At 67.5% G+C, this 21915-nt stretch carries 18 protein-coding genes and 1 pseudogene; 9 read left to right on the top strand and 10 right to left on the bottom strand.

Features of this window, described 5'->3' with window-relative positions; translation table 11 throughout:
• Positions 1-78 precede the first annotated feature (78 nt).
• A complete protein-coding gene (locus QHF83_RS49615; RefSeq protein WP_282425185.1) occupies positions 79-1089 on the bottom strand; it encodes an alpha/beta fold hydrolase in 1011 nt (336 codons plus the stop codon).
• Here QHF83_RS49615 and QHF83_RS49610 point away from each other — a divergent pair.
• Positions 1009-2322 carry a HEAT repeat domain-containing protein gene (locus QHF83_RS49610; RefSeq protein WP_348980537.1) on the top strand — a complete coding sequence of 438 codons (1314 nt, stop codon included), beginning with the start codon at positions 1009-1011 and terminating at the stop codon, positions 2320-2322. The two genes, QHF83_RS49615 and QHF83_RS49610, sit on opposite strands and share 81 nt — an antisense overlap.
• 199 nt (positions 2323-2521) lie before the next feature.
• Here QHF83_RS49610 and QHF83_RS49605 read toward each other — a convergent pair whose 3' ends face one another.
• Positions 2522-2773: a helix-turn-helix transcriptional regulator gene (locus tag QHF83_RS49605; protein WP_282425184.1), complete on the bottom strand. Its 252-nt coding sequence runs from the start codon at positions 2771-2773 to the stop codon at positions 2522-2524.
• 60 nt (positions 2774-2833) lie between these two features.
• Positions 2834-4000: a sigma-70 family RNA polymerase sigma factor gene (locus QHF83_RS49600; RefSeq protein ID WP_282425183.1), complete on the bottom strand. Its 1167-nt coding sequence runs from the start codon at positions 3998-4000 to the stop codon at positions 2834-2836.
• Between the two features lie 25 nt (positions 4001-4025).
• Here QHF83_RS49600 and QHF83_RS49595 point away from each other — a divergent pair, with 25 nt between their 5' ends.
• Positions 4026-5045 carry a hypothetical protein gene (locus QHF83_RS49595; RefSeq protein WP_282425182.1) on the top strand — a complete coding sequence of 340 codons (1020 nt, stop codon included), beginning with the start codon at positions 4026-4028 and terminating at the stop codon, positions 5043-5045.
• On the opposite strand, the gene QHF83_RS49590 is transcribed toward QHF83_RS49595, so the two are convergent.
• Complete coding sequence (locus tag QHF83_RS49590) at positions 5038-5964, bottom strand: hypothetical protein (protein ID WP_282425181.1); 927 nt, start codon at positions 5962-5964, stop codon at positions 5038-5040. The two genes, QHF83_RS49595 and QHF83_RS49590, sit on opposite strands and share 8 nt — an antisense overlap.
• A gap of 416 nt (positions 5965-6380) precedes the next feature.
• Positions 6381-6539 (bottom strand): annotated as a pseudogene (locus QHF83_RS53635) (helix-turn-helix transcriptional regulator); the annotation flags it as partial.
• Between the two features lie 43 nt (positions 6540-6582).
• On the opposite strand from QHF83_RS53635, the gene QHF83_RS49585 reads away from it, so the two are divergent.
• The 4 genes from QHF83_RS49585 to QHF83_RS49570 all read left to right on the top strand — a co-directional run bounded on the left by QHF83_RS49585 (position 6583) and on the right by QHF83_RS49570 (position 11473).
• Entirely contained in the window at positions 6583-7920 is a 1338-nt protein-coding gene (locus QHF83_RS49585) for a hypothetical protein (protein WP_282425180.1), read from the top strand.
• A 32-nt stretch (positions 7921-7952) separates the two neighbouring features.
• Positions 7953-8858, top strand: coding sequence for a hypothetical protein (locus QHF83_RS49580; RefSeq protein ID WP_282425179.1), 906 nt, complete (start codon positions 7953-7955; stop codon positions 8856-8858).
• 84 nt (positions 8859-8942) lie between these two features.
• Positions 8943-9695: a hypothetical protein gene (locus tag QHF83_RS49575; RefSeq protein WP_282425178.1), complete on the top strand. Its 753-nt coding sequence runs from the start codon at positions 8943-8945 to the stop codon at positions 9693-9695.
• 476 nt (positions 9696-10171) lie between these two features.
• A complete protein-coding gene (locus QHF83_RS49570) occupies positions 10172-11473 on the top strand; it encodes a M1 family aminopeptidase (protein ID WP_282425177.1) in 1302 nt (433 codons plus the stop codon).
• A 387-nt stretch (positions 11474-11860) separates the two neighbouring features.
• On the opposite strand, the gene QHF83_RS49565 is transcribed toward QHF83_RS49570, so the two are convergent.
• Together QHF83_RS49565 and QHF83_RS49560 are read right to left on the bottom strand one after the other, a co-directional pair.
• A complete protein-coding gene (locus QHF83_RS49565; RefSeq protein WP_282425176.1) occupies positions 11861-12367 on the bottom strand; it encodes a hypothetical protein in 507 nt (168 codons plus the stop codon).
• A gap of 25 nt (positions 12368-12392) precedes the next feature.
• On the bottom strand, positions 12393-13730 hold the full coding sequence (locus QHF83_RS49560; protein ID WP_282425175.1) for a DUF4403 family protein: 1338 nt from the start codon (positions 13728-13730) through the stop codon (positions 12393-12395).
• 453 nt (positions 13731-14183) lie between these two features.
• Between QHF83_RS49560 and QHF83_RS49555 the strand changes: the two genes are divergently transcribed.
• Both QHF83_RS49555 and QHF83_RS49550 read left to right on the top strand, forming a co-directional pair.
• Positions 14184-15569 (top strand): adenylate/guanylate cyclase domain-containing protein, encoded by a 1386-nt coding sequence (locus QHF83_RS49555; RefSeq protein WP_282425174.1) that lies wholly within the window; start codon positions 14184-14186, stop codon positions 15567-15569.
• Positions 15566-17152 (top strand): oligopeptide:H+ symporter, encoded by a 1587-nt coding sequence (locus QHF83_RS49550; protein ID WP_282425173.1) that lies wholly within the window; start codon positions 15566-15568, stop codon positions 17150-17152. Before QHF83_RS49555 ends, QHF83_RS49550 begins: the two co-directional genes overlap by 4 nt.
• Before the next feature lie 363 nt (positions 17153-17515).
• Here QHF83_RS49550 and QHF83_RS49545 read toward each other — a convergent pair whose 3' ends face one another.
• Genes QHF83_RS49545 through QHF83_RS49535 form a run of 3 tightly spaced genes read right to left on the bottom strand, consistent with a single transcriptional unit; the run spans position 17516 to position 20858 of the window.
• Entirely contained in the window at positions 17516-18280 is a 765-nt protein-coding gene (locus tag QHF83_RS49545) for a hypothetical protein (protein ID WP_282425172.1), read from the bottom strand.
• Positions 18277-19257 carry a serine/threonine protein kinase gene (locus QHF83_RS49540; RefSeq protein WP_282425171.1) on the bottom strand — a complete coding sequence of 327 codons (981 nt, stop codon included), beginning with the start codon at positions 19255-19257 and terminating at the stop codon, positions 18277-18279. Before QHF83_RS49540 ends, QHF83_RS49545 begins: the two co-directional genes overlap by 4 nt.
• A complete protein-coding gene (locus QHF83_RS49535; protein WP_282425170.1) occupies positions 19254-20858 on the bottom strand; it encodes a PAS domain S-box protein in 1605 nt (534 codons plus the stop codon). The genes QHF83_RS49540 and QHF83_RS49535 overlap by 4 nt, the downstream gene beginning before the upstream one ends.
• An 81-nt stretch (positions 20859-20939) precedes the next feature.
• On the opposite strand from QHF83_RS49535, the gene QHF83_RS49530 reads away from it, so the two are divergent.
• Complete coding sequence (locus QHF83_RS49530; RefSeq protein WP_282425169.1) at positions 20940-21719, top strand: chlorite dismutase family protein; 780 nt, start codon at positions 20940-20942, stop codon at positions 21717-21719.
• Positions 21720-21915 lie beyond the last annotated feature (196 nt).

Below are 21915 nucleotides of genomic sequence, written 5' to 3'. Positions count from 1 at the left end.
TTCGCTCCGCAGTACGCCGACGTCGACCTCCACATCTCGCCCTGCTTCGGGGTTTGTCCACGGGACATGCCCCCCGCCTTACACCATCGCGCGATGGTTTGGTAGAGAAAAACACCAGCCATCTAGAACCACCGTGCGCTTTCCTCCGGCATCGTCGTCGACCTGCACGCGCACCGGCTTCTCGGCGAAACGGAGGCGCAGGGCGCGCACGGCTTCCATCAGTCCGCCCGCGGGCAGATAAGGCGCGAGCCTGGGATCCCGATCGGCGTCTTGCGCGATACGCTGTAGCGCCGCGAGCACGTGCGAGGGCATGTCATAGCCATTGTTCAACGGCTCCACGCCCGACAGCACCGCGCGCGCGACGATCTCGGGATGGAGCCTCATCACCGCAAAGCTCCACTGGGAGCCGAAGCTCCCACCGAACAGGCTGATCTTGTCGTAGCCGAGCGCCCGGCGAAGGTCGTCCACGTCCGCGGCGAGCTCCCCGATGTCGTAGCCCGAGAGGTCCTTGTCGGGGTTCGCCGCAATGGCCGCCCTGGCGAGTGCACGCATGGCCTCGGCCTCCACGCGGACCGAACCAGGCTGATCCAAGGGCAAAGCCTCGCTGATCGCTTCGAGCATTTCGCCGCGGCGCGTATAGCCGCGCTGTTCGATCACGACCAGGTCGCCCACGGCACCATAGGTCAGCCAGGACCGCAGCCGGCTCTTGGCAGCCGCGTCGTCGTCGGTGAATGCACCAAGCACACTCAGACCGGGACCACCTGGCAACCAGAACACGGGCGGCGCGTCGGTGGGTCGAGGCGCCTTGATGCGGGCAAAGCCGACGCCGATCAGGCGGCTTTTGGGGTTTCGCCTGTTTTCGGGCACATACAATGTGCCGAGCTCGTAAGGCACATCGGTGCCGGTCTCACTTTTGACGGTACCCCGCTCCACGACGATCTCACGGGGCCGGGAGGGGGCAGCCGCGACGGCTGGCGCCGCGGCCGGCGATGACGATGACGGGTTCGTATGGCTTGCGGAATGGCAGCCGGCCATGAGCAGGACGGCGACGACGAGGGAGCGGACCACGAGGACACGCGGGGAGTGCATGGGCCGAACAATCCTGGATTTTCGTCCACGCCCATTCAAGGGGCCCTTTGCAGATGTGCCACGCAAGACCCGCGCGTGTACGGCGCTGTTCGCGTTCTGCCCTCTCGACTCGATAGGCAGACGTGGTCCTGCCGCCGGGTGTTGGGCGCAGATGTTCGCATTCTGCCGTGGTCGGTTGGTGACCGACCTCCGGATGAAATCTCTGGTACCATGAGTTCATCTAGAGAGTCGTTCCGTAGCAACCCGCGCATGACCCATCTCCGCCTGTGCCTTCTCCTGGGACCCGTCCTGTTCACGGCTTGCGCACGACCGCCAGCGGGCACCGACCGCCCGACGACCCCCGTGGCTCCGACCGAGGGTGCCGAGAGAGCCGTCCACGCGGCCTCGCCTGCCCAGCCCGACCCGCCTGAGGAAGAGCATCTCGATGCCTCACGCCTCGAGCGCTTGCTCGTCCAACTGGACTCCCCTGAGCCTGAGCAGGCCATCGAGGCCGCGGACACCCTGGCACGCATCCGCTCCGCGGAGGCGGCCACGGTGGACCATCTCAGCCGGAAGCTCGCGAGCCCCGAAGGGGAGGTCCGCGAGAGGGCCGTGTCTCTCCTGGGTCGCACGGGTTTTCCGAGCGCCATTCCCGTGCTCATCCGCGCCCTGGCCGACCCGGAGCACAACGTGAACACCCAGGCGAGCTCGAACCTCATCGCGGATTTCGGCACGTCTGCCCTGGGGCCGCTGATGGCCGCGCTGGAGGACCAAGACGCGCGCAGACGGGCGATGGCGGCCCTGACCCTGCGCCACCTGGGACCCGGCGCCCGCGCCGCATTGCCGCGCCTACGCGTGCTGGCGGAGGATGCAGACGTCGAAGTCCACGTCAATGCGCTCCTTGCGCTCGGGGGCGTGAGCAGTCGCGACGAGGACCAGGCCGCGCTCCTGCCATTGCTGCTCGAGCGCCTCGAGCACAAGAACCCGCGCATCCGAGAGACAGCGGCCTTCGTGCTGCGCGACTCGCTGGGGAATCGCTTTCCAGAGGCCATCCCGCACCTCATCCGGGCGCTCTCCGACACGAATCCCTCCGTGCAAATCGATGCGGCGTTTGCCCTGGGCGCGTTCGGCCCCGCGGCCCGGACCGCCGTACCGCGGCTGCGAAAGCTCGCGGCGAAGCCCGCTTGTTTCCCACCCGATGGGTGTGTGGACGCGGCCGCGCGCGAGGCGCTGCGCTTCATCGGCGTTCCCTGAATTGCGCGTGTGTTCCCTCGCCTGCCGGCGAGGAGGCCTCCGTCAACGGCGCTGCCTACGCAGGAGCCCCTTCGGACGCGCTCCCTCGCCGCGCGCCCTCTCCGTCGCCACCATCTACGCCGAGCTCTCACACGCGGACTTCGCGCCGAAGCCTTGATCCCTCGCCTCCTCCCCACCCATCAGCGCAGGGACGGCGCGCTTATCTCCGATTCGGGATGCTCGACCCCTTCGGGATCATGTCCTCGACCCCGATCCCAAGACCCATGGCAATCCGCACGCATGTCTCGATCGTGACGTTGACGCGCCCATTCTCGATGCTGGATAGGGCGCCCTTTCTGACGCCGCTCGTCTCGGCCAGGTCGGCCAGCGACATCTTTCGGTCGAGGCGCAGATCCCGCACGCGCGCGCCGAATGCTGTGAGAAGCGGATGGGTCGTTTGTCGACGTGGCATGGCCGTCCCTCCATCATGACGTGGGTTTCGTGACCTTGGGCAGTTACGCAACGAGCGACGCTACGGCTGTGCGAGCGCACGCAGCATGTCGCGTTCGCGCTGATTGGCAGAATCGGGGTGTTTCGCGGCGTCCGCTTCGAGCAAGGCTTGGGCCTTTCCCGGGGTCCCTTGCTGAAGCGCAGACTTCGCCGCCAGGAGGATGAGAAGGCCAGGATCCGGACTCGGTCGCGCCCCCTTCGTAGCGCGCTCGCCCTGCTTCGGGGTCGGCCGCCGGGGGCTCGACCGCATCGAGACGTCGGCCGCCTTGGGGATGACATCGGCGGTCCCGGGCCTCTGGTGAAACCACCGCGCCTCGACTCGGTGCGGTTCACGCTGCGCAAGCGACATGTCGGCCTGCCCAAGTTCCCCCGCCGTCGCATCCAGGCTCGACGGGGTGAACGCGACCACCGCCGCTCCAGCGACGAGACCAGGAACCAGCTTGGAAAACATGCTTTCGATCGCGCGTCCCAACCCTCGGAGCCACGATTGTAGGCAACCGCCGAAGGGCAGGAATAGCGGCACCACCCCGCGACGACGCCTCGGCTTGTCGAGCGATACGAGCACGTCACGAAAAGCTTGCTCTCCGCGCTGGAACCACGAGCTCACGGTGTTCTTGCTGATCCCGGTTTCGCAAGCAAACTCGCTGAGCCGCATCCCGTACGCCCCTCGCGCAACGACGACCTCGGCGAGGTGGGCGGGCACCTCCTTCAACGCGAGCTCGATCTGCTGACGTGCCTCGATGACACTGCCGTGGTCGCGGCTGTCGGCGACGAGCTCCTCCGCCTCGGGGTCGGGCCAAAGGATCTCCCGGGAGCGACGCGCTCGCCTCGTCCAGTAGGCCATGACCTGCCAGTCGACGAGCTCCAGCAGCCAGCCAACGACACGCTCTTCGCATTCGGGAGGAGGTCTCGGTTCGTCTTCTTTGCAGGCGACGAGCAGCGCTTCGCCGACGACATCGTCGACGTCGATAAGCGGGATCCGCGCTTTTCGCGCACGGGCGCGCATTTTCTCGGTGTGCCGAGCAAGATCCTCGTGCTCCGTCCTGTGCGCGTCCACCAATTTGCCTCCACCGTCTGTCTTGACCACCCCACCATCTGCTAAGGAACAGAAGCGACCCAAACGCGCGTGACAAAACGACATGCCCCCCAAAAATTCCTCCGGCGGGCCCAGGACGGTGAAGCGGATCACGCAGGGAGGGGCTTTCCGAGGCGTGGTGCGTGGCCCCGGCTACGCCACTGCCCTCGTGGGCTTCTTCCTCGTCCTCGTCCCTCATCGAGCCAAGGCCGACGAGCTACCCCATTACCAGGTCGAGTTCAGCGCCGACCCGAAGCTCCCGGCGTGCGACCGGGGACAGGAGTTTGCCGCTCTCCTGAATGACCAGTTTTCCAAGCCGATCCTCGAACCGCCCGCATCGCGCACGCTCCGCGTTCGTATGGGTCGCACGAAGGCCGGTGACCACGCCGTCGACATGCAGATCGAGGAGCTCGACGGGCGCGTGCTCGACACCGTGCACCGTGAATTCCCGGCGTCGACGTGTTGCTTCGAGGTGCTTTACCATGCGGCGCTCCTCGCCTCCGTCCACATCCTGCACGAGGGAAAGGATTCGGCGCGCGTCGAGCCACCGCCGCCTCCCGCCTCGTGCCCCGCGCCGGCGCCACCTTCGCAAGCGCCGCCGCCTCCTCCCGCAACACCCGCAGCTCCGCCGCTGCCTGCTTCAGCCGGGCCTGCCGACGTGCCCCCGCGGTTCGAGTTGAGCGCGGGTCCCATTCTCGCGACCGGCATGGCTCCCGAAATCGTTCCCGGCGCGCAGCTCGGCGGCTCGGTTCGGTTGTGGGGTTCGTGGTGGTTGGAGGGTGACGCTCGCGTCACCCCGTGGTTCGAGACGAGGCCCCTCGGCCTCACGGCTTTCGAGGTGCTCACGGCCTCGGGCGTCGCTGCTCTCTGTTATCGGCCCGGCCGATTTGCCGTGTGCGGGCTCGTCATCGGGGGCGCGACGTTGACTGAGGCGGTAAATCGCACGCTTCCGCAGCTCGACGGCATCGGCTTCGCAGGCATTGGTGGGCGCGTGGGGATGCAGCAGCATCTTGGAGGACCATTCAGCATCCGCGCGGATCTCGACATCACGGCGACACTCTTCCGCTCCAGGATCAACACCTTGATTCATCCTGTCGTCGTGGAGACATCGTGGGTGACCATGATCGCAGGAGCACGCGTCGTGGCGTCCTTCAATTAGCGGGAGCGTCCAGACAGCAGAACGTCCGCGCGTCCAAGAGAACGAGATCCCCGACGGCCTGCCCGCCCTCGGGCGCGCACGTGCCTGGCTCGTACGTGAGGAGCGTGGCCGACTTGGCGGCGAGCCCGACGCTCGGCGACAGGTCGGTGCACAGCGTAGGATCTGCCGTCGTGATCACGAGCGAGCCCCGCAGCGTCGAACACGCTGTATCTTCGTGCAGCGCCGCAAACACGGTGCAACTCCCCCCACTCGGCGCACCGCACGTGCACGCCGTGCACTCCCGTTGATCGTTCACCTCTCCATAGAGGAGGTGCTTGATCGGCCAGCCCTCGGGGCAGGGCTCATCCCCTTCTCGCATGATGCACGTCTCGAAGCTCGGGGGCTTGGGCACGCACACCTTCTCCTCTTCTTGCTCGCACGCGGGCCACGGGGCCCCCGTGCAGGCTCGACCAAAAGGGCCGAATGCATCTCCCGCCGTGAAGTGCGCGGGTCCGGGGATCGGATCGCCATTGCCGTGAGGGGTGCAGGGTTGCTCCTCGATCATGGGTGGGGAGACCGTGAGTGATCCCACGCAGGGGACCCCGCCGCACGTTTTGCCTTCCTGGATCGAGGTGTTCGCCGTGCAGGAGCCATCCCAGTTTGTCGGCGCGTCGAAATTCGTATTGACACCAAGGTCAGAACATGGCCCGGCACTCACGGTCCACGTCGTGGGGGGCGAGCACGTGCCGAGGGGCGGATCACACGAGCATGTTTCGCACGGGATCGGAGCGGGCTCGGGCCAGCCCTCGAAGACGAACATGGGTGCTGCTTCCGGGCACGGCGGCGCTCCGAAGTCCGGGCCGTAGTAGAGGGCGACGGGACCGTCCCAGCTTTGCGGGCTCTTGGGCGCACACGCGCCCGGGGGGCAGAGCGAGGACATGCCGCCTTCGTCCCCCCCATCCGCGTCGCCACCATCCGCACCACCATCTGTGCAGCGAGGCGGCAGCGGTGGTGGTCCGTCGCATGCGTTCGGGCAGTCCCACGGGATGGGCCTCGGCTTGAGGTACCCCGGGAAGTCCGGATCCGGGCACAACTCGGGGTACGGGCAGGGACAGCAGCGCTCGGAGGTGCCAGGAGGGCAGTTGATTTCCGCGTTCGGATCACCTGTGCACGAGGGGAGCACGAGGAACATCGCGGCGGAAAGGGAGGCGGTTGCCAGGGTGCCGAGGAGGAGGCGGCGGGGGTGCATCCTCGGGAGGATAGTTTGTCCGGGGAATGAGGGCAAGGGGCTCGGGACAAACCATGTGACGATCTCAGGCACTCCGATCCCAAGACAACACCCATGGCGATCCGCACGCATGTCTCGATCGTGACGTTGACGCGCCCATTCTCGATGCTGGACAGGGCGCCCTTTCCGACGCCACTCGTCTCGGCCAGGTCGGCCAGCGACATCGTTCGGTCGAGACGCAGGTCCCGCACGCGCGCGCCGAGGGCTGTGAGAAGCAGATGGGTCATTGATCGGGCTCGAAGGACCGGTATCCTCGGCGCGGGAGGTCGCATGCGCCGTGACGTCTTCACCTCGTCCCTGCTGGCATTGACCCTTCTCTTCTGCGCTTCGCCCGCGCGTGCGCTGGAGTTCCGCGTCTGCGTCAAGCCGCCGGACGTCCCGCCCGGCATGACCCAGTGGGCCTATGAGCAGGGGTCGGCGACGGTGTGGACCACGCGCAGCCGGATGGAGTTCGCGCGGAGGGTCGAGGGGCGCGCCACTTTTATCTACGACCCTCATGCCCCGCCAGAGAGCGTACGCATTTTGCCCATCCCGTACAACGCGCTGAAATGCCCGCCGCCGCCGCCGAAACCGGCGCCGGCGAAAGAGCCGCCGAAAGAAGAGAAGAAAGCGGAGGACGGGAGCGCGAGCAAAGCGCCTGGCAAGCGCGGCGGCGACGAGGAACGCAAAGGCGCGGACGACGAGGGCAGCGTCAAGGAGCGCGTCGAGAAGCATCGCCTCCCGCAGCCGAAGGAGGGCCCGCCGCCTCCGCGTGCTTCGGCCCCGGAGAAGCGGCAGGATCCGGTCTTGCCGCGGCAAGGCGTCTTGTCGAGCGAACCGATCCTCCCGCAGCGAGAGGCGAAGTGGGAAGACAAGGAGCACGGGCTCGTGGATCGAGGCGGCGCGCTGCCGCAGCTCGTGGACACGGAGGACCGGAAGCCTTTGCACGTCACGTCGTGCGAGCAGACGAAGGAAGGCTGCCCGGCGCGCAAGCAGAAGACGCGCGCCGGGGCGATCCTGGAGCAGGTGGTGATCGCGGGGGCGATCTTCAACCTGCAAATGAACGAGGACCTCTATCGACCCGACGGAAAGGAATACGGGGTCGTCGGCGGGATGAACGCCGACGGGCCGAACGACCCGAGGCTCCAGGCGGCGGCCGCGGCCGTGATGTTCTCGCCGGTGGCGATGGCGCTCGGCAACAAGTTCATGAAGGCGGCGGCCGAGGCGAGCAAGGCGGGGGAGAAGCTCGTCCTCAAGGACGTGAGTGAGCTATCGGAAGAGGCGGCGGAATACCTGGCGAAGGAGTATGGAGAGGAGCTGACGCAGGCGCTCGTGGAGGCGGGCGTGGTCGGGCCGTATCGGGTAATGCAGAAGTTCACGTTGGGGTATGAACGGAAGTGGCAAGCGCACCACATCTACGAGACGGCGAGGATGATCAAGGCTGGTCTCGATCCCCTGGATGGGCCGTGCACGATTCTCTCGAAGGAGCTGCACCAGCAGTTCACGAAGGAGCTGGCCGCGAAGACGGCAGGCATCACGCGGGTAGGAGACCTGTGGAAAGCCTACAAGACGGTGTATGCAGCCCGCCCCGAGTGGCTCAAGGCGATCGCGCACTACTTCGGGGAGTGAGCAATACGCTCCTGGATCGTGAAGGATTGAGGATGAGAACCAAGGCATGCGTCATGTTCAACGGCAAGGAGATCCCAGGACGAGAACAGACCGTCCTGGACCCCGCAGGTTGCGGGCCCGATGTCGCCGAGGTGAGCGACAACGAGGTCCTGCGACAAGCCTTCGTTTACGTCACCCTCGAGGTCGAGGACCCTCGCCTGGCCCTCCTGCAAAAGCTCCTGCTGTCTTACAAAGTCGACTGGCAAGAGCGGCGCTGGGACGAGTACACGGACGAGGAGTACGAGGCCGCGCGCTTGATCCTCGTCACCGAAACCATCGATGTCTTCGTCGCCGGAGGCCCGAGGTTCGGCACGGATTACGACCTGTCGAGCGCGTGTCCGGCGTGTGGCGCGGGGATGCGGCAGACCTCGGCGTATGTGCTTGCTGGCATCTACCCGGAGCTCATCGGAAGACTAGAGGAATATCGCGCCGTGGACAGCTACAGCGAGATCCTGGTGGACGAGAGGCTGGCCGACATCCTCGAAGGCGCCGGGATCTCGGGGCTCTCCTTCCGAAGCGTCTACTCCCTGCAAAAGGACAACCGGCAGATCAAGCTGCCCTGGCGGCAGATGTGGGCGTCGCACACGCTGCCCCCGATGTCCCCGCGCTCGACCGGGATCGAATCGGATGAGGTGTGCAAGTCGTGCCGGCGCGGCAAGTACCACACGACGAGCAAACAGCCCACGCGTATCGCCTACCGCGCCCAGGACCTCTTCGGGGCAAAGGACGTGAACCGGATGTGGGAGCACTTCGGTGATGTTCGGTGGACCGGCGATCTGAAGACGGCCGTGCTCGGGCAACCCTATTTCCTCGTCACCCCCAAGGTCTGGCGCATCTTCCGCGACGCGGGCGTGACGGGGTTCCAGTGGCTCCCCATCCGCGTCGTCGAAGACGAGTGACGGGCGGCCGCGCAGGCTGCATTCTACATCGCCCGTCACTTCCCCCTTGCCCCCTCCCCACCCGCCCCTGTAACCTCCCACCCCATGCGCCATATCTCTCTTGTCGCTCTATTCATCGGATTGAACGATCTCCTCACGAATCGCAAAGACGCACTCCAGAGCTTCGACGCCGGCGCCGCCAGCATCAAGCTCCTCACTGTCAAGCGCGACGCCCTCGCCAAGCTCCCTGCGGTCGCCGCGGGCCGACCCCTCGTCGACGATCTCGGCGCCGCCGACGTCCGCCATGACGCCCTCGGGTATGCTGTCTGGCACCTCCTCGAAGCCTACGACCGCCACCCCGACATCCCCGAGCACATTCGCGCGGCCGCCCGGAAGATCCGCGCTGCTTTCATTCCCACCCTCGAAGACCTCGGGGCCAGTTATCCCGCCGAGGCCAAGGCGGCCATGGACCGAAAGCCGGCCCTCGCGGACCTGCAAACGGAGCTCGCCCTGTTCCCCGTCGCCGGCGGCGGCACCCTCCGCGATTGGGTCGAGAATTTCCTGAACGCGGGCGTCGCCATCGATTCCCTCCTCAGCGCCCGCGCCGACCTCGAAACGAAGACCCGCAAAGACGCGACCCGCCTCCGCGGGGAGGCCATCGGCCTCCTGAATCGCGCGCGTAAAAACCTCGCCCTGGAGCTCCAGGAGGATCCGAGCCTGCCCAAAGACCTCGACGCACGTGTCTTCGGTTACCTCGACCTCCTCGAAAAGAGCGCCGCCCAGGCGCAAAAGGGCAAGGCCTCGCCCGAGATTCCTCCGCCGCCCTCCGCCCCCGAGGCGACGCCCGCCACCCCGTAGCTCCTCGGACCTGCTCCCCTCCCCCGCCGCCAGGCCCGCCGAGCTCCTCCGACCTGCCCGAAGCACCGCCCGTCGCCTCCGCCGACCTGATCTGAACACCTCCCCCGCGCCGCCCCGTGCCTACGCCGAGCTCCTCCGACCTGCTGGCGTACCCCTTCCCCGGCACGAGCGAGCTTCTCCGACCTGCTCGGAGAGGGTCGGCTCGGGTGTTGCGAGCTTCTCCGACCTGCTCGGAGAGGGTCGGCTCGGGTGTTCCGGGCAGGTCCGACCTGCTCGGAGGGGGGTGGGCTCAGGTGTTGCGAGCAGGTCCGAGGAGCAGCCGATGGGGGCCGCGTGGCTCGGCGGGCAGCTCGGATGAGCAGCGGCCCCCCCGCGCCTCGGTCCGTCGAGCAGGTCGGAGAAGCCATGTTCCCCGCCGAAATGCGCCCGAGCCGGCGCCGTTGACCTTCGCGCCGTCCGGCTCGTACCCTGGCCGAATGAAGCACCTCTTCACGCTCGCTTGTGCCTCGATCCCCCTCTTCGTCCTCGCCGGCTGCGGAGACGGCGGCGGGGGGCCGGAGCCTGGTCCCATCCCCGTCGCGCCAACGGAAAACCTCGACCGCGACATCCTCTCGACCGCGCTCGCCCTCGACGTCACGGCGATGACCGGTGAAGCCACGATCGAGCTCGCGGCCGCGGGAAAGCCGGGCGCCTCGTTCGAGGTGAGCGGCCTCGTCGTCCAGAGCGTCGAGGACACGAACGGGCAGCTCGAATTCGCGGTCCAGGATGGAAGGCTCGACGTGGGCGTGAAAGAGAGCGCGGAGAACACCACGCTCCAGATCAAGTATGCATTCACCACGCAGAAGAACTTCGACGGGTATCTCGCCGAGGGCATCTCGTTCCTGTGGCCGCGCTTCTGCGGCAATCTCTTTCCGTGCAAATCCGTGCCCTCGGAGGGCGTGAAATTCGAGATGACGCTCTCGGGCGTGCCGATGGGGAAAGACGCCGTCTTCCCCGCCGAGATCCCGGCCGACGCGCCGACGTACATGCCGGCCTTCGCGCTCGGCGAATACACGCACGTCGCGCTCGGGACGACCACGGCGGGCACGAAGGTGAGCGTGTATCACCTGCCCGGCGAGGAGGCGGCCGCGACCGAAGGGACGAAGGATCTGGCGGCCGTGTTCGATTGGTTCGAGAAGACCTACGGGGCGTATTCGTTCGGCGGCGAGGTCGGGTCGGTCTCGGCGAATTGGGGGCCGGGCGCATACGGCGGCATGGAGCACCATCCGTACTGGCACGTGGCGCGCGACGCGATGAACGATCCGGAGGTGCACGCGCACGAGGCGGCGCACGGCTGGTTCGGCAATGGTGTGCGTATCGCGTGCTGGGAGGATTTCGTGCTGTCCGAGGGCACGGCCTCCTACCTCGCGGCGCGCGGGCTGGAAGCCGCGGCGGGCGCGGCCGCGGGCGAGAAGATCTGGAGCGATTACCAGACGAGGCTCGACGAGGTGATCCAGGACGAGGACACGGTGCTGATGCTGGATACGTGCAATGAGATCGACCTCATCACGCATGCCTTGTGGTCGAACGTGACCTACATGAAAGGCGCGTTCTTCTACCGGGCCGTGGAAGCCCAGGTCGGCCGGGACAAGCTCGACGCGGCGCTCGCGAAGTTTTACGGGACCTACAAGAACCGCGCGGCCCGGATGCAGGACATGATCGATACGATCGAGGCCGAGACGGGCGCGGACATCACCGTGCACGTCGATGGCTGGCTGAAGGGGCTCGGAAAGCCCTGAGCACGCCCACGCGGCCCCTGGGCCCTGAGCATGGGTCTCATCTGGAGGCGCTTCGCTGGGGCGTTGCCCCAGGCCCCAGCAGGGGCTGTCCGCCCCTGCACCCGGACCAGCCAGGGGCTGGACCCAGGACGATGAACTGCGCGATGCGCAGTTCATCGCACAGGCCCGGTCGAGACCGGCGACGATCTCGCCAACCAAGACAGCAGTGCTGATGTCTCGACGGGGCGGGGCGGTCCCACCGGCCAGCTGGGAGAACTGCGCGGAGCGCAGTTCTCCCACAAAAGGTCCAGCGCTTGCGCTGGTTCGGGTCGAGGGGCGAACAGCCCCCGCGGGGTCCGGGGCGGCGCCCCGGCGCGGCGGAAGGGGGGCCTCGGAAGGCCCTGACGGTCACTTCTTCGGCTGCCACGCCGCGATCGCCGCGCGCCACGCCTCCGCGTCGCGCAGCGGCGATTGGTTCGTGAGCTCCGCCGTCATCTGGATCTGCATGAGTTGATTGTCCGTCGCGTACGCGAGGTGCACGACACTCGTCTGCTCGGTGAGGTTCCGGCACCAGACGCACGTCCCCTGCACCCAAACGCGCTCGGACTCGACGAACACCTGCACCTTGCCCGTCGAGCCTTCGAGCTTCTGCGCGCCCTCCGGCAAGTCCATGCGGCGACCCACGGTCACGATGCCGACATGGCCATCCTTCCCGCATCCAGCGTTCGGGCCCGCGTAGTCCACCTGGTCCGTCGCGGGGCAAGGCTGGCCGAGCTGCGCGAACTCCGGCGGCAGCGGGGCAAGGGCGTTCGACGTCTCGGCGGGCGGCTCGGGGCGAATGGATCCGTCGTCCGCCGACGCGCAGGAGAGGGAGAAACCAGCGAGGAAGAGGGTCGCAGCAAGGAAGGCGCGCATGCACCTCCCTAGCACGCGAGGTGGGTCACGGACAGGGCATGTACACGGACGCGCTCGCATTCGAGGTGACGTAGACGCGCATGTACGTGCCGTGCACGTGGACGCTGCTGACCTCGATCTTGTGGACCTGGGCCTTCATGCAGCCCTGGCCGCTCGCGAACGAGATGTCGTTCGAGAGCTTGTCCCGCACCGCCTTGAGGCGCTCGCCGATGTCGAGCCGGAGCGCATCCCGCGCCTGATCACGGATCTTGTCGGCATCCATGGAGGCCTTGAGCTTGAAGAGGAAGCTCTTGGTCTCGATCGTGGGCTCGAGGTCGGGGATGCGGAGCTCGTTGTCCACGACCGTCGGGTGGCCGGTCATGAAGAGGTCGCCGTCGAGGTCGAGGCTGACGGGGTTGTCGACGTGTCCCGCGATGTGGAGCTTGAGCACGAGCTGGTCCTTCGCGGCGTAGATCTCGGGCTTCTCCATGTAGATCTTCGGGTGCTCCTTGGAGAAGAAGAACTTGCCGTCGGTGAAGACGAGGCCCATCGCCTTCGCGAGCTCGTCGTACTTGGCGACGATCGGCACGGTGACCGAGAACGGGCCCGGCTGGAGCGTGGCGACGTTGGCGAGCGGCGGGAGCTTGGCGTCAGGATTCGGAGGGGCGCAAGGGATCGTGACCGAAGGCGCGACGACGAGCGCGAGGTCCTTCTCGAAGCCACCCGCGAGGACCGTGGGCCCCGCCTCGACGGAGACGACCTGGAGCGCGGCGCAGCCGTTCGCATCGCCGAGGGGGAGCTCGATGGGTCGCGCAAGGCGGCCGTGGGCCTCTGCGAGCGTGGGATAAAGGTCGTACTCGAAGGCCTCGAGCTTCTCCTTCACCGCCGACTTGACCTTGCCGAGGATGTCAGCCGCCGCATCCGCAGCCTTGATGACGCGGTCGTCGCTCTTCACGTTGACCTCGAGCGATTGCAGCTTGGCCTTGTACTCGCTGGTGACGACAGGCTCGGCGAGGATCGAGAACTCGAGCGGGACGTCGAGGCTGCCAATGGGCATGTCCGCGTTCGCATCGACGTGGAGGTCGAGCGCGATGCGGCCCTGGTTGAAGCGGACCGTGATGGCCCCACGCGTCCAGGTGTACTTGCGCTCGTTGCCGAGCATGGGGAACGTGCCATCCCCCGTGCGCGGGACGGCCGTCTCGAGCTCACGCTGGAGCGCAGCGCCCGTGATCGTCGCATGCACGACGACACGCGAGGGGACCGGATCAGAGACAGGCTCGCCAGGCGTGGCCGGCGGCCGAGGCGGATACACCGGCGTACCCGCACCGCACCCAGCAGAGACGACGACAGCGGCAACGAGGACAGCGAGCGAGGTTCTCGACATGCGTGCCAAAAAAGACGGACAAGCGGCGCGTGTCAACGGGTCTCATCGGGGAGGCGTCTCGCCGGGGCTCCGCCCCGGGCCCCGCGGGGGCTATCCGCCCCTCGACCCGGACCAGGGCAAGCCCTGGACCGATCGGGGAAGAACTGCGCGATGCGCAGTTCTTCCCACAGGCCGTGGCAAGACCACGAAGGTGGGTTCCACACTGGCGACGGGTACGTTGGCAGGGGCGTCGCAGGTCTTGACTCGGCCTGTTCGATGAACTGCGCATCGCGCAGTTCATCGACCCCGGGTCCAGCGCTTGCGCTGGTCCGGGTCCAGGGGTGGACAACCCCTGGTGGGGCCTGGGGCAACGCCCCAGCGAAACGGCCTCCGCTGGGATTGTCCCGCCAAACGAGATTCGGCTCCCGACGAAGGTCGTTGCGGAGGCGGGGTTCGGCTTGCTAGGGTCGGGGCATGGCGGGCGCGGAGAAAGCCTTCACGTGGCTCTTCGGCGCGGGGGAGCGCCAGGGTGGGTACCCGGAGACGTTCGACGACGAGCTCGCTTTTCAGTCGTGGAAGATCCTGCGCGTCTCGGGGGTCATCTGCGCGCTCGCTTGGCTGCCGTATCTGCGGCTCGACGCGGCGCTCCATCCCGAGATCCCTTCGCTCTTTCTCCTGCGCTTGAGCCTTTCCATGGCGGGGGTGCTGGCGATCCTCTTCTCGCTCCTGCCTTCGGCGCCGCGCTACGCGAGCAGCGCTCTGTTCGTGCTCTGCGGGTCCCTCGAGTGCGCGACGGGGCTCATCACGGGGCTCACCAGCGGCACGAGCCCCTATCTCGGCGGCTTCTTGTTCGTGCTCATGCTCGTGCCGCTCGCGCCGCTCCGGCGGCGGTACGCTTGGGGCATGCTTGGCGCGGCGATCCTCGTCTTCTGGGCGACGGGCATGCTCGCGGGCATGGACTTCGAGGGGCCCGAGCGCAACTACGCGCTCCAGGACCTCAGCGCTGCGGCGCTCGTCTCCGGCGTCTTCGTGCACCTGAGCGATCGGCTCCGGCGGCAGGGCTGGGCCAAGGGGAGCACGGTCCAGCGCCAGTCCGAGGAGATCGCGCGGGACAAGGCGAAGATCGACTCGCTCCTCTGCAACATCCTGCCTTCGCCGATCGCCGCCGAGCTCACGCGTGAGGGCTCGGTCAAGCCCGTGTTCCACGAGGAGGCGACCATCGTATTCGCCGATTTCGTGGGCTTCACGGCGAAGGCCGCGACGATGCCGCCCGAGGCGCTCGTCGCCATGCTCGACGCCTATTTTTGCCGCTTCGACGCCATCGCGGATCGCTCGGGCGTCGAGAAGCTGAAGACCATCGGCGACGCGTACATGGTGGCGGCGGGGCTGCCTTCGCCGAAGCCGACGCACGCCGTGGATGCTTGCCTCTTCGCGCTCTGGATCCGGCGCGACGTGGAGGCGCACGATGCGCACTTCCAGGGCGTGCGCATCGGCGTGCACTCGGGGCCGCTCATGGCCGGCATGGTCGGCTCGAAGAAATTCGCCTACGACGTCTGGGGCGACACGGTGAACACGGCGAGCCGCATGGAGTCGTCGGGGGAGCTCTGGCGCATCAACGTCTCGCGCATGACGTACGAGCGGGTGAAGGACTTCTTCGAGCTCACGGCGCGCGGGGCGGTGTCGGTGAAGGGCAAGGGCGAGCTCGACATGTATTTCCTGGAGCGCATCCAGCCGGCCCTCAGCCGGGACGAACGGGGCGTCGAGCCGAACGAGGTGTTCTGGGAGCGCTACCGCGCGCTGCAATCGAATGTGCTTGTCTCGGAGGGCGATCCCCGGAAGGATGAGCCCCGCGCACGATGACGACCGAAGTCGAGGAAGGGCCCGCGATCCCCAAGGCCGCCCCCGCCCAGGCAGCCGCCAGGTACCCGAAGTCGATCCCGTCCATCATCGGAAATGAGGCGTGCGAGCGCTTCAGCTTCTACGGGATGCGGAACATCCTGACGGATTTCCTGATCGGGTATCTCCTGCTCGGCCTCGTGGAGAAGGACCGGGCCGGGGCCGCGAAGGAGGTCTTCCACGTCTTCGTGATGGGCGTCTACTTCTTCCCGCTGCTCGGCGGGTGGATCTCGGATCGCTTCCTCGGCAAGTATCGCACGATCTTCTGGCTCTCTCTGCTCTACTGCGTGGGGCACGGCTGCCTCGCCGTCTTCGAGGCGAACAAGACCGGGTTTTACGCGGGCCTCTTCCTGATCGCGCTCGGCTCGGGCGGCATCAAGCCGTGCGTGTCGTCGTTCGTCGGCGACCAGTTCGACCAGACGAACAAGCACCTCGCGCGCGGGGTGTTCGAGGCGTTCTACTGGGTGATCAACTTCGGCTCGTTTTTCGCCTCGCAGCTCATGCCGCGGGCGCTCAAGCACTGGGGGCCGAGCATCGCGTTCGGGATCCCGGGCGTCTTGATGTTCATCGCGACGCTGATCTTCTGGATGGGGCGCAAGGAGTACGTGGTGGTCCCCCCCTCCCCCGCCGATCCCCATTCCTTCGGCCGCATCGCGTGGACGGCGCTGCAAAAGGGCCGCGGGGCGGGGCTCGTGCTCGCGGGCCTCGGCGCGCTCGGGTTCGTCGGTTCATTCTTCCTGATCCCGACGCTCGGGTTCGTCGCGTCGTTTTGCCTGGCGATCGTGGCCTTCCTCGTGTTCGCGGGCCCGGGCGTGCTGCTCTCGCTCGAAGCGGCGCGCGGCGAGCACCCGGACGAGGACGTCGAGGGCGTGCGATCGGTGCTGAAGGTGCTCGTGGTGTTCGCCCTCGTCACGCCATTCTGGTCGCTCTTCGATCAGAAGGCCTCGACGTGGATCATCCAGGGCAAGGCCATGGTGCTGCCCGGGTGGAGCATCCTGGAGACGGCGTCGCAGATGCAGTCGATCAATCCGCTGCTCGTGATGCTGCTCATTCCCTTCAACAATGCCGTCACGTATCCGGCACTCCGGAAGATGGGGCTCGACCCGACGCCGCTCCGGCGCATGACGGCGGGTATCGCGATCGCGGGCGTGTCGTGGATCGTGATCGGGGTGATCCAGCGCTGGATCGACGCGGGCGAGCAGGTCTCGATCCTGTGGCAGATCCTTCCCTATACGATCCTCACGCTCGGCGAGGTCCTGGTCTCGACGACGGGCCTCGAATTCGCCTACAGCCAGGCGCCGGCGAAGATGAAGGGCACGCTGATGAGCTTCTGGTCGCTCTCGGTCACGGTCGGCGGGCTCTGGGTGCTGCTGGTGAACGCGGGCATGAAGAACGAGCGGCTGACGAGCGCCATCACGGCGCAGACGGGCCTATCGACGACCGCATTCCAGATGTTCTTCTTCGCGGGCTTCGCGTTCGTCTTCGCGCTCGCGTTCGGCGCGTATGCGACGCGGTACAAGAGCGTGGAGCATTATCGGAAGGCGTGAGCCTCACGCTTTCTGATAATGCTCTACGCGAGGCCGCCGCGCTGGGGCGTTGCCCCAGGCCCCACCGGGGCTATCCGCCCCTGGACCCGGACCAGCGCAAGCGCTGGACCCAGGGTCGATGAACTGCGCGATGCGCAGTTCATCGAACAGGCCAAGGCCCTGCCAACCAAGACAGCCACGCTGCCCTTTCGCTCGGCAACGTTGTCTCTGGTCTTGCCACACGGGCCCGTTGGAAGAACTGCGCGGAGCGCAGTTCTTCCATCCCGAGTCCAGGGCTTGCCCTGGTCCGGGTCGAGGGGCGGACAGCCCCCGCGGGGTCCGGGGCAGAGCCCCGGCGCGGCGGCCCCACGACGACACCCACGCTCAGACCGCGTCGAGCGAGAGGGCTGGAGTGAGTGAGGCGGCATCCGCGAGCAGGAAAATCTCGCGATCGATCGCGGGACGTAAAACGGCGAGGCGCTCGTCCCCGTCGACGTGCGCGAGCAGCGCGCGGGCGGCGTCTCGGTATTCATCGAGCGTGAGATCACCCCGGCAAACGAGAAGTCGCAGCAGAATGGCGGCCTCGGAGGCGACGTCCGCGAGGTTGTAGCGGCGCACGGCGTCGCGGCCCTCGGGGCCCTTCGCCCACAGGCCCTCGACGTCGGAGCCGTCGACGCCGAGCTTGCCCGGCCAGCCGCACAGGCACGCGAACGAGGCCATGCGCGCCGGGCGGCCGGCGCCGCGGAAGCTCACGGCGTCTTGCAGGTCGACGTGCTTGTTCCCGCGGTAGCGATCCTCGAAATCACGATCCCAGAGCCACGGAGCCACGATGCCGTGGCGCACCGAGCGCGCAATGACGAGCGGCAGATCGAAGCCGCGGCCATTCCACGAGACGAGCACCGGGCGGCGCTCGCCCACCATGCCCACGAAATCACGCACGATGGCCGCCTCGTCGCCGCCCGCGGGGCCGCCGAGCAAACGCGGCGGCTGCACGCGGATGTGGCCGCCCTCCACGACGAGCGCGAGGATCGCGCCCGAGACGATGGCGAGGTGCGGCACGGCCGGGACGCGGTCCGGATCCGCGCCCTCGGGGAGGGGGTTGTCCTTGTCTAGGATCGCCTCGAAATCGAAGACGACATATGCGGTCATGCCTCGAAGCCCCCGCGCTCTTCGGCGATCATCCGGACGATCTGCTCGAGATCCCGCGTCTCCTCCTCCCAGTACGCCTCGGTGCCGAAATGGGGGAACGTGCGCGGGAAGATGGGATCGTGGAAGCGGCGCGCGATCCAGGCCGCATAATGGACGCGGCGCAGGCCGCGCAGCGGCGTCGCGAGGCGGAGGCTCTTTCGATCGAAGGCGCGGAGGACCTCGTACCCTTCGAGGAAGCTCTCCAGGGCGATCCGCGCCTCGACGCCCTCGCCCGGCAGGAGCAGCCAGAGATCCTGCACGGCCGGGCCCACGACCATGTCGTCGAAATCGACGACCGAGAGCACGCCGTCCCGCAAGAGCAGGTTCCCGAGGTGCAGATCACCATGGATGCGGTGGACGGGCGTGCCTTCGAGTCCTTCGTCCACGAAGTCCGCAATCGTGCGCGCGGCGCGCTCGTAGCGCGGGAAAAGGCGCGCAGGAATGGTTCCCTTGTCGCGGAGGAACACGACGTTCTGCCGGACGAACGCGTCCGCTTCGAGGCGGACGCGGTGCGCGGCGGGGCGCGCGGCGCCGACGTTGTGGATACGCGCGGCGAGCATGCCGAGGCGCTCGAGGAGGTCGGCGTCGGGTTCGTCCGGCGCGCGGCCGCCGACGCGCGGGAAGAGGCAATACGAGATGCCGTCGATCGTGCCGAGGGTGCCGCCGCCGCGGAGGGTTCGAGGGAGGCAGACCGGGACCTCGGCCTCGGCGAGGTCGGCGAGGAAGAGGTGCTCTTCGAGGATCTGCTCCGGGCTCCAGCGGCCCGGGCGGTAGAACTTGGCGACGAGCCGGGAGCGATCTTCGAGCTCGACCTCGTAGACGCGGTTCTCGAACGAGTTCAGCGGGTAGCAGAGAGGATTCACGGGAAACCCCGCGTCCTCGACGGCCTCGAGGACTTTGTGCGGGGTGAGCGAGAGGAAGAGATCGGTTGTGTTCATGCGCGTCTCTGCGGGCGGGCCCGGAGCGCATGGGTGATACCATCCCGGAGGGTGCCGCGCGTGGTCAGGCTGCCGAGATCGGCGCCGAGCTCGACGAGCGTGCGGGCGATCGAGGGCTGGATGCCCGTGATGACGACCTCGGCACCGAGGAGACGGATGGCCTGCGCGACCCGGACGAGCGCCTCGACGACGGACGTATCGGCCTCGGGGACGCCCGTGACGTCCACGATGGCCACACGCGCGCCCTGGGCGACCACGCCCGCGGCGATGGTCTCCAGGATGCCCGCGGCGCGGTCGCCCGTGATGCGGCCGATGAGCGGCGCGACGAGGATGCCCTCGCCGATGGGGATGAGGGGCGTGGAGAGCGCGCGGAGGGTCGCTTCCTGGGCCTCGATGAGGCGCGCCTGGGCTTCGTTTTGCCGCTGCACTTCCTCGGCGTGTCTGCGCGCCGTGACGTCGACGACCGCGATCTGCGTGGCGTCCTCCCCCTCGAAGACGACGGGGCGCGCGGCGACGTCCGCGTAGATGATGCTGCCGTCCGCGTGGAGGTACCGCTCCTCGATCGGCGGGAGCGCGACGCGACCCTCTCGGCTCTGTCGCAGGCGCGCGCGGAGGAGCTCGTGATCGTCGGCGTGCACGATGCGCATGACGTTCATCCCGACGAGCTCGTCGCGCGGCACGCCGAGGAGGCGCGACAAGGCCTCGTTGACCCAGAGGAAGACGCCGCCCTTGTGCACGGCGAGCGGGAGCGGGGCGAGCTCGGTGAGCCCACGCCAGCGCTCCTCGCTCTCGCGCAGGGCGCGCGTGGCCCGGACCTCGGCCGTGACGTCCTGGAAGACCGCCAGGATCTGCTGGACCTCGCCGCGCTCGTCGCGCACGACGACGCTCGAGAGGCGGGCGTCGATGATCTCGCCGTTCTTCTTGACGAACTGGCAGTCGGCCTCGTCGACGCGCCCCTCGCGCAGGAGCCGCGGGAAGTGCTCGGCGAGGGCAATCTTGCGCGTCTCCTCGGTGACGAACTCGATCGAGCGGCGACCGAGGACCTCGTCGCGGGTGTAGCCGAGGAACTCGAGCCACGCGTCACTCACGGTCATGAGGCGGCCCTCACGATCGAGCGAGTGCATGAGGGCCGGGGTGCGCTGGTAGAGGTCCTGGTAGCGCTCTTCGAGGGCCTCGAACGCACGACGCTCGGTGTCGCGGCGCTTTTCGTAGACGGCGACGGCCGTGCGCACGAGCTCGTCAGCGACCTGTTCGGCGCGCTCGACGACGTGCCCGGCGAGCTCGGCCGTGGGCAGGATGCGGAGGGCGCCGCGACATACGGCGCGGCGGCCGATGGAGATGCCGTGGAGGACTTCCATGAGCGACGCGCCTTGCTCCTGCCTGCGCGTGAAGACCTCGATCCCGAAGGTGCGCAACGCGTCGGGGTTCATCTCGTCGAGGGCGTCGAGGTAGAGGTCGATCAGGCGGGCAGACATGGCGACCTGCGCGCTTCGTGGAAACTCGCGGTAAAACGGGGCCAGCTCGAGGATCCCGACGATCAAGGTCTCGATGAGGTTCTCCCGCTCGGGGAGAAGCGCCGCCTTGAGCGCGCTCGTATCCATGACTTCGGCTTCTAGCATGCAGCCGCCACACCGGGCGATCCGGCCTTGCAGCCGGCTGCCGAGGCAGGTAGCCCTTGCAACATGAGCGAAGCAAACCCGAGCGGCCGGCCGGCCGGACACGGCCATGGACAGGGCGGCGAGGAACTACCGGTCATCGATGTGAGCGAGCGCGGCGCCCCGCGTGACGGGAAGCCGCAGACGATGGATCGGCGGCTGTTCATGCAGCTTCTGGTCTACCAGGTGCCGGGCCTGTCGAAGGTGTCCGAGCTGCGCACGCACGCGCAGGCCCTTCGCGCCGCAATCACGAGCAAGGGCGTGGGCGCCGTCGTGTACGAGGACGTGAACGATCCGCACAGCTTCGGGCTGCTCACGTGGGGCGAGGATCCCGGGGTGTTCGTGGAGGTGGTGCGGCCCGCGCTCGTGGAATCGGGTCCGACGGTGGCGCTCCGGCCCGACATGACCATGCTCGGGCGTACGTATTCGACGGGCTACGAGCAAGATCTCGAATTCTGGTTGCTCCGACGGCCAGCGGAGACGGTGGCGAACCCGGCATGGCCGTGGGCCGTGTGGTATCCGCTGCGCCGGAGCGGGGCATTCGCAAAGCTCGAGCCGCGGGAGCAAGGCTCGATCCTGCGCGAGCACGGGACGATCGGGAAGGCCTACGGGGCAAAGGACTTTGCGCACGACATCCGGCTCGCATGCCACGGGCTCGACGCGCGAGACAACGAATTCGTGATCGGTCTCGTGGGCAAGGAGCTGCACCCGTTGTCGCACATCGTGCAAGCGATGCGCAAAACGCGACAAACGAGCGAGTTCATCAGTCAGATGGGGCCGTTCTTCGTGGGACGGGTTCTCGGCTGAAGCGTTTTCGCTGGGGCGTTGCCCCAGGCCCCACCAGGGGTTGTCCACCCCTGGACCCGGACCAGCGCAAGCGCTGGACCCGGGGTCGATGAACTGCGCGATGCGCAGTTCATCGAACAGGCCGAGGAAAAACCCCTGCCAACCAAGACAGCCGCGCTGCCCTTTCAATCGGCAACGCTGTCGCTGATCTTCCAAC

Source organism: Polyangium sp. 15x6, assembly GCF_029960785.1.
In the GTDB taxonomy this organism is placed as follows: domain Bacteria; phylum Myxococcota_A; class Polyangia; order Polyangiales; family Polyangiaceae; genus Polyangium.
Note: the sequence above shows the minus strand (reverse complement) of the source record. Positions and strands in the feature narration are given on the sequence as shown.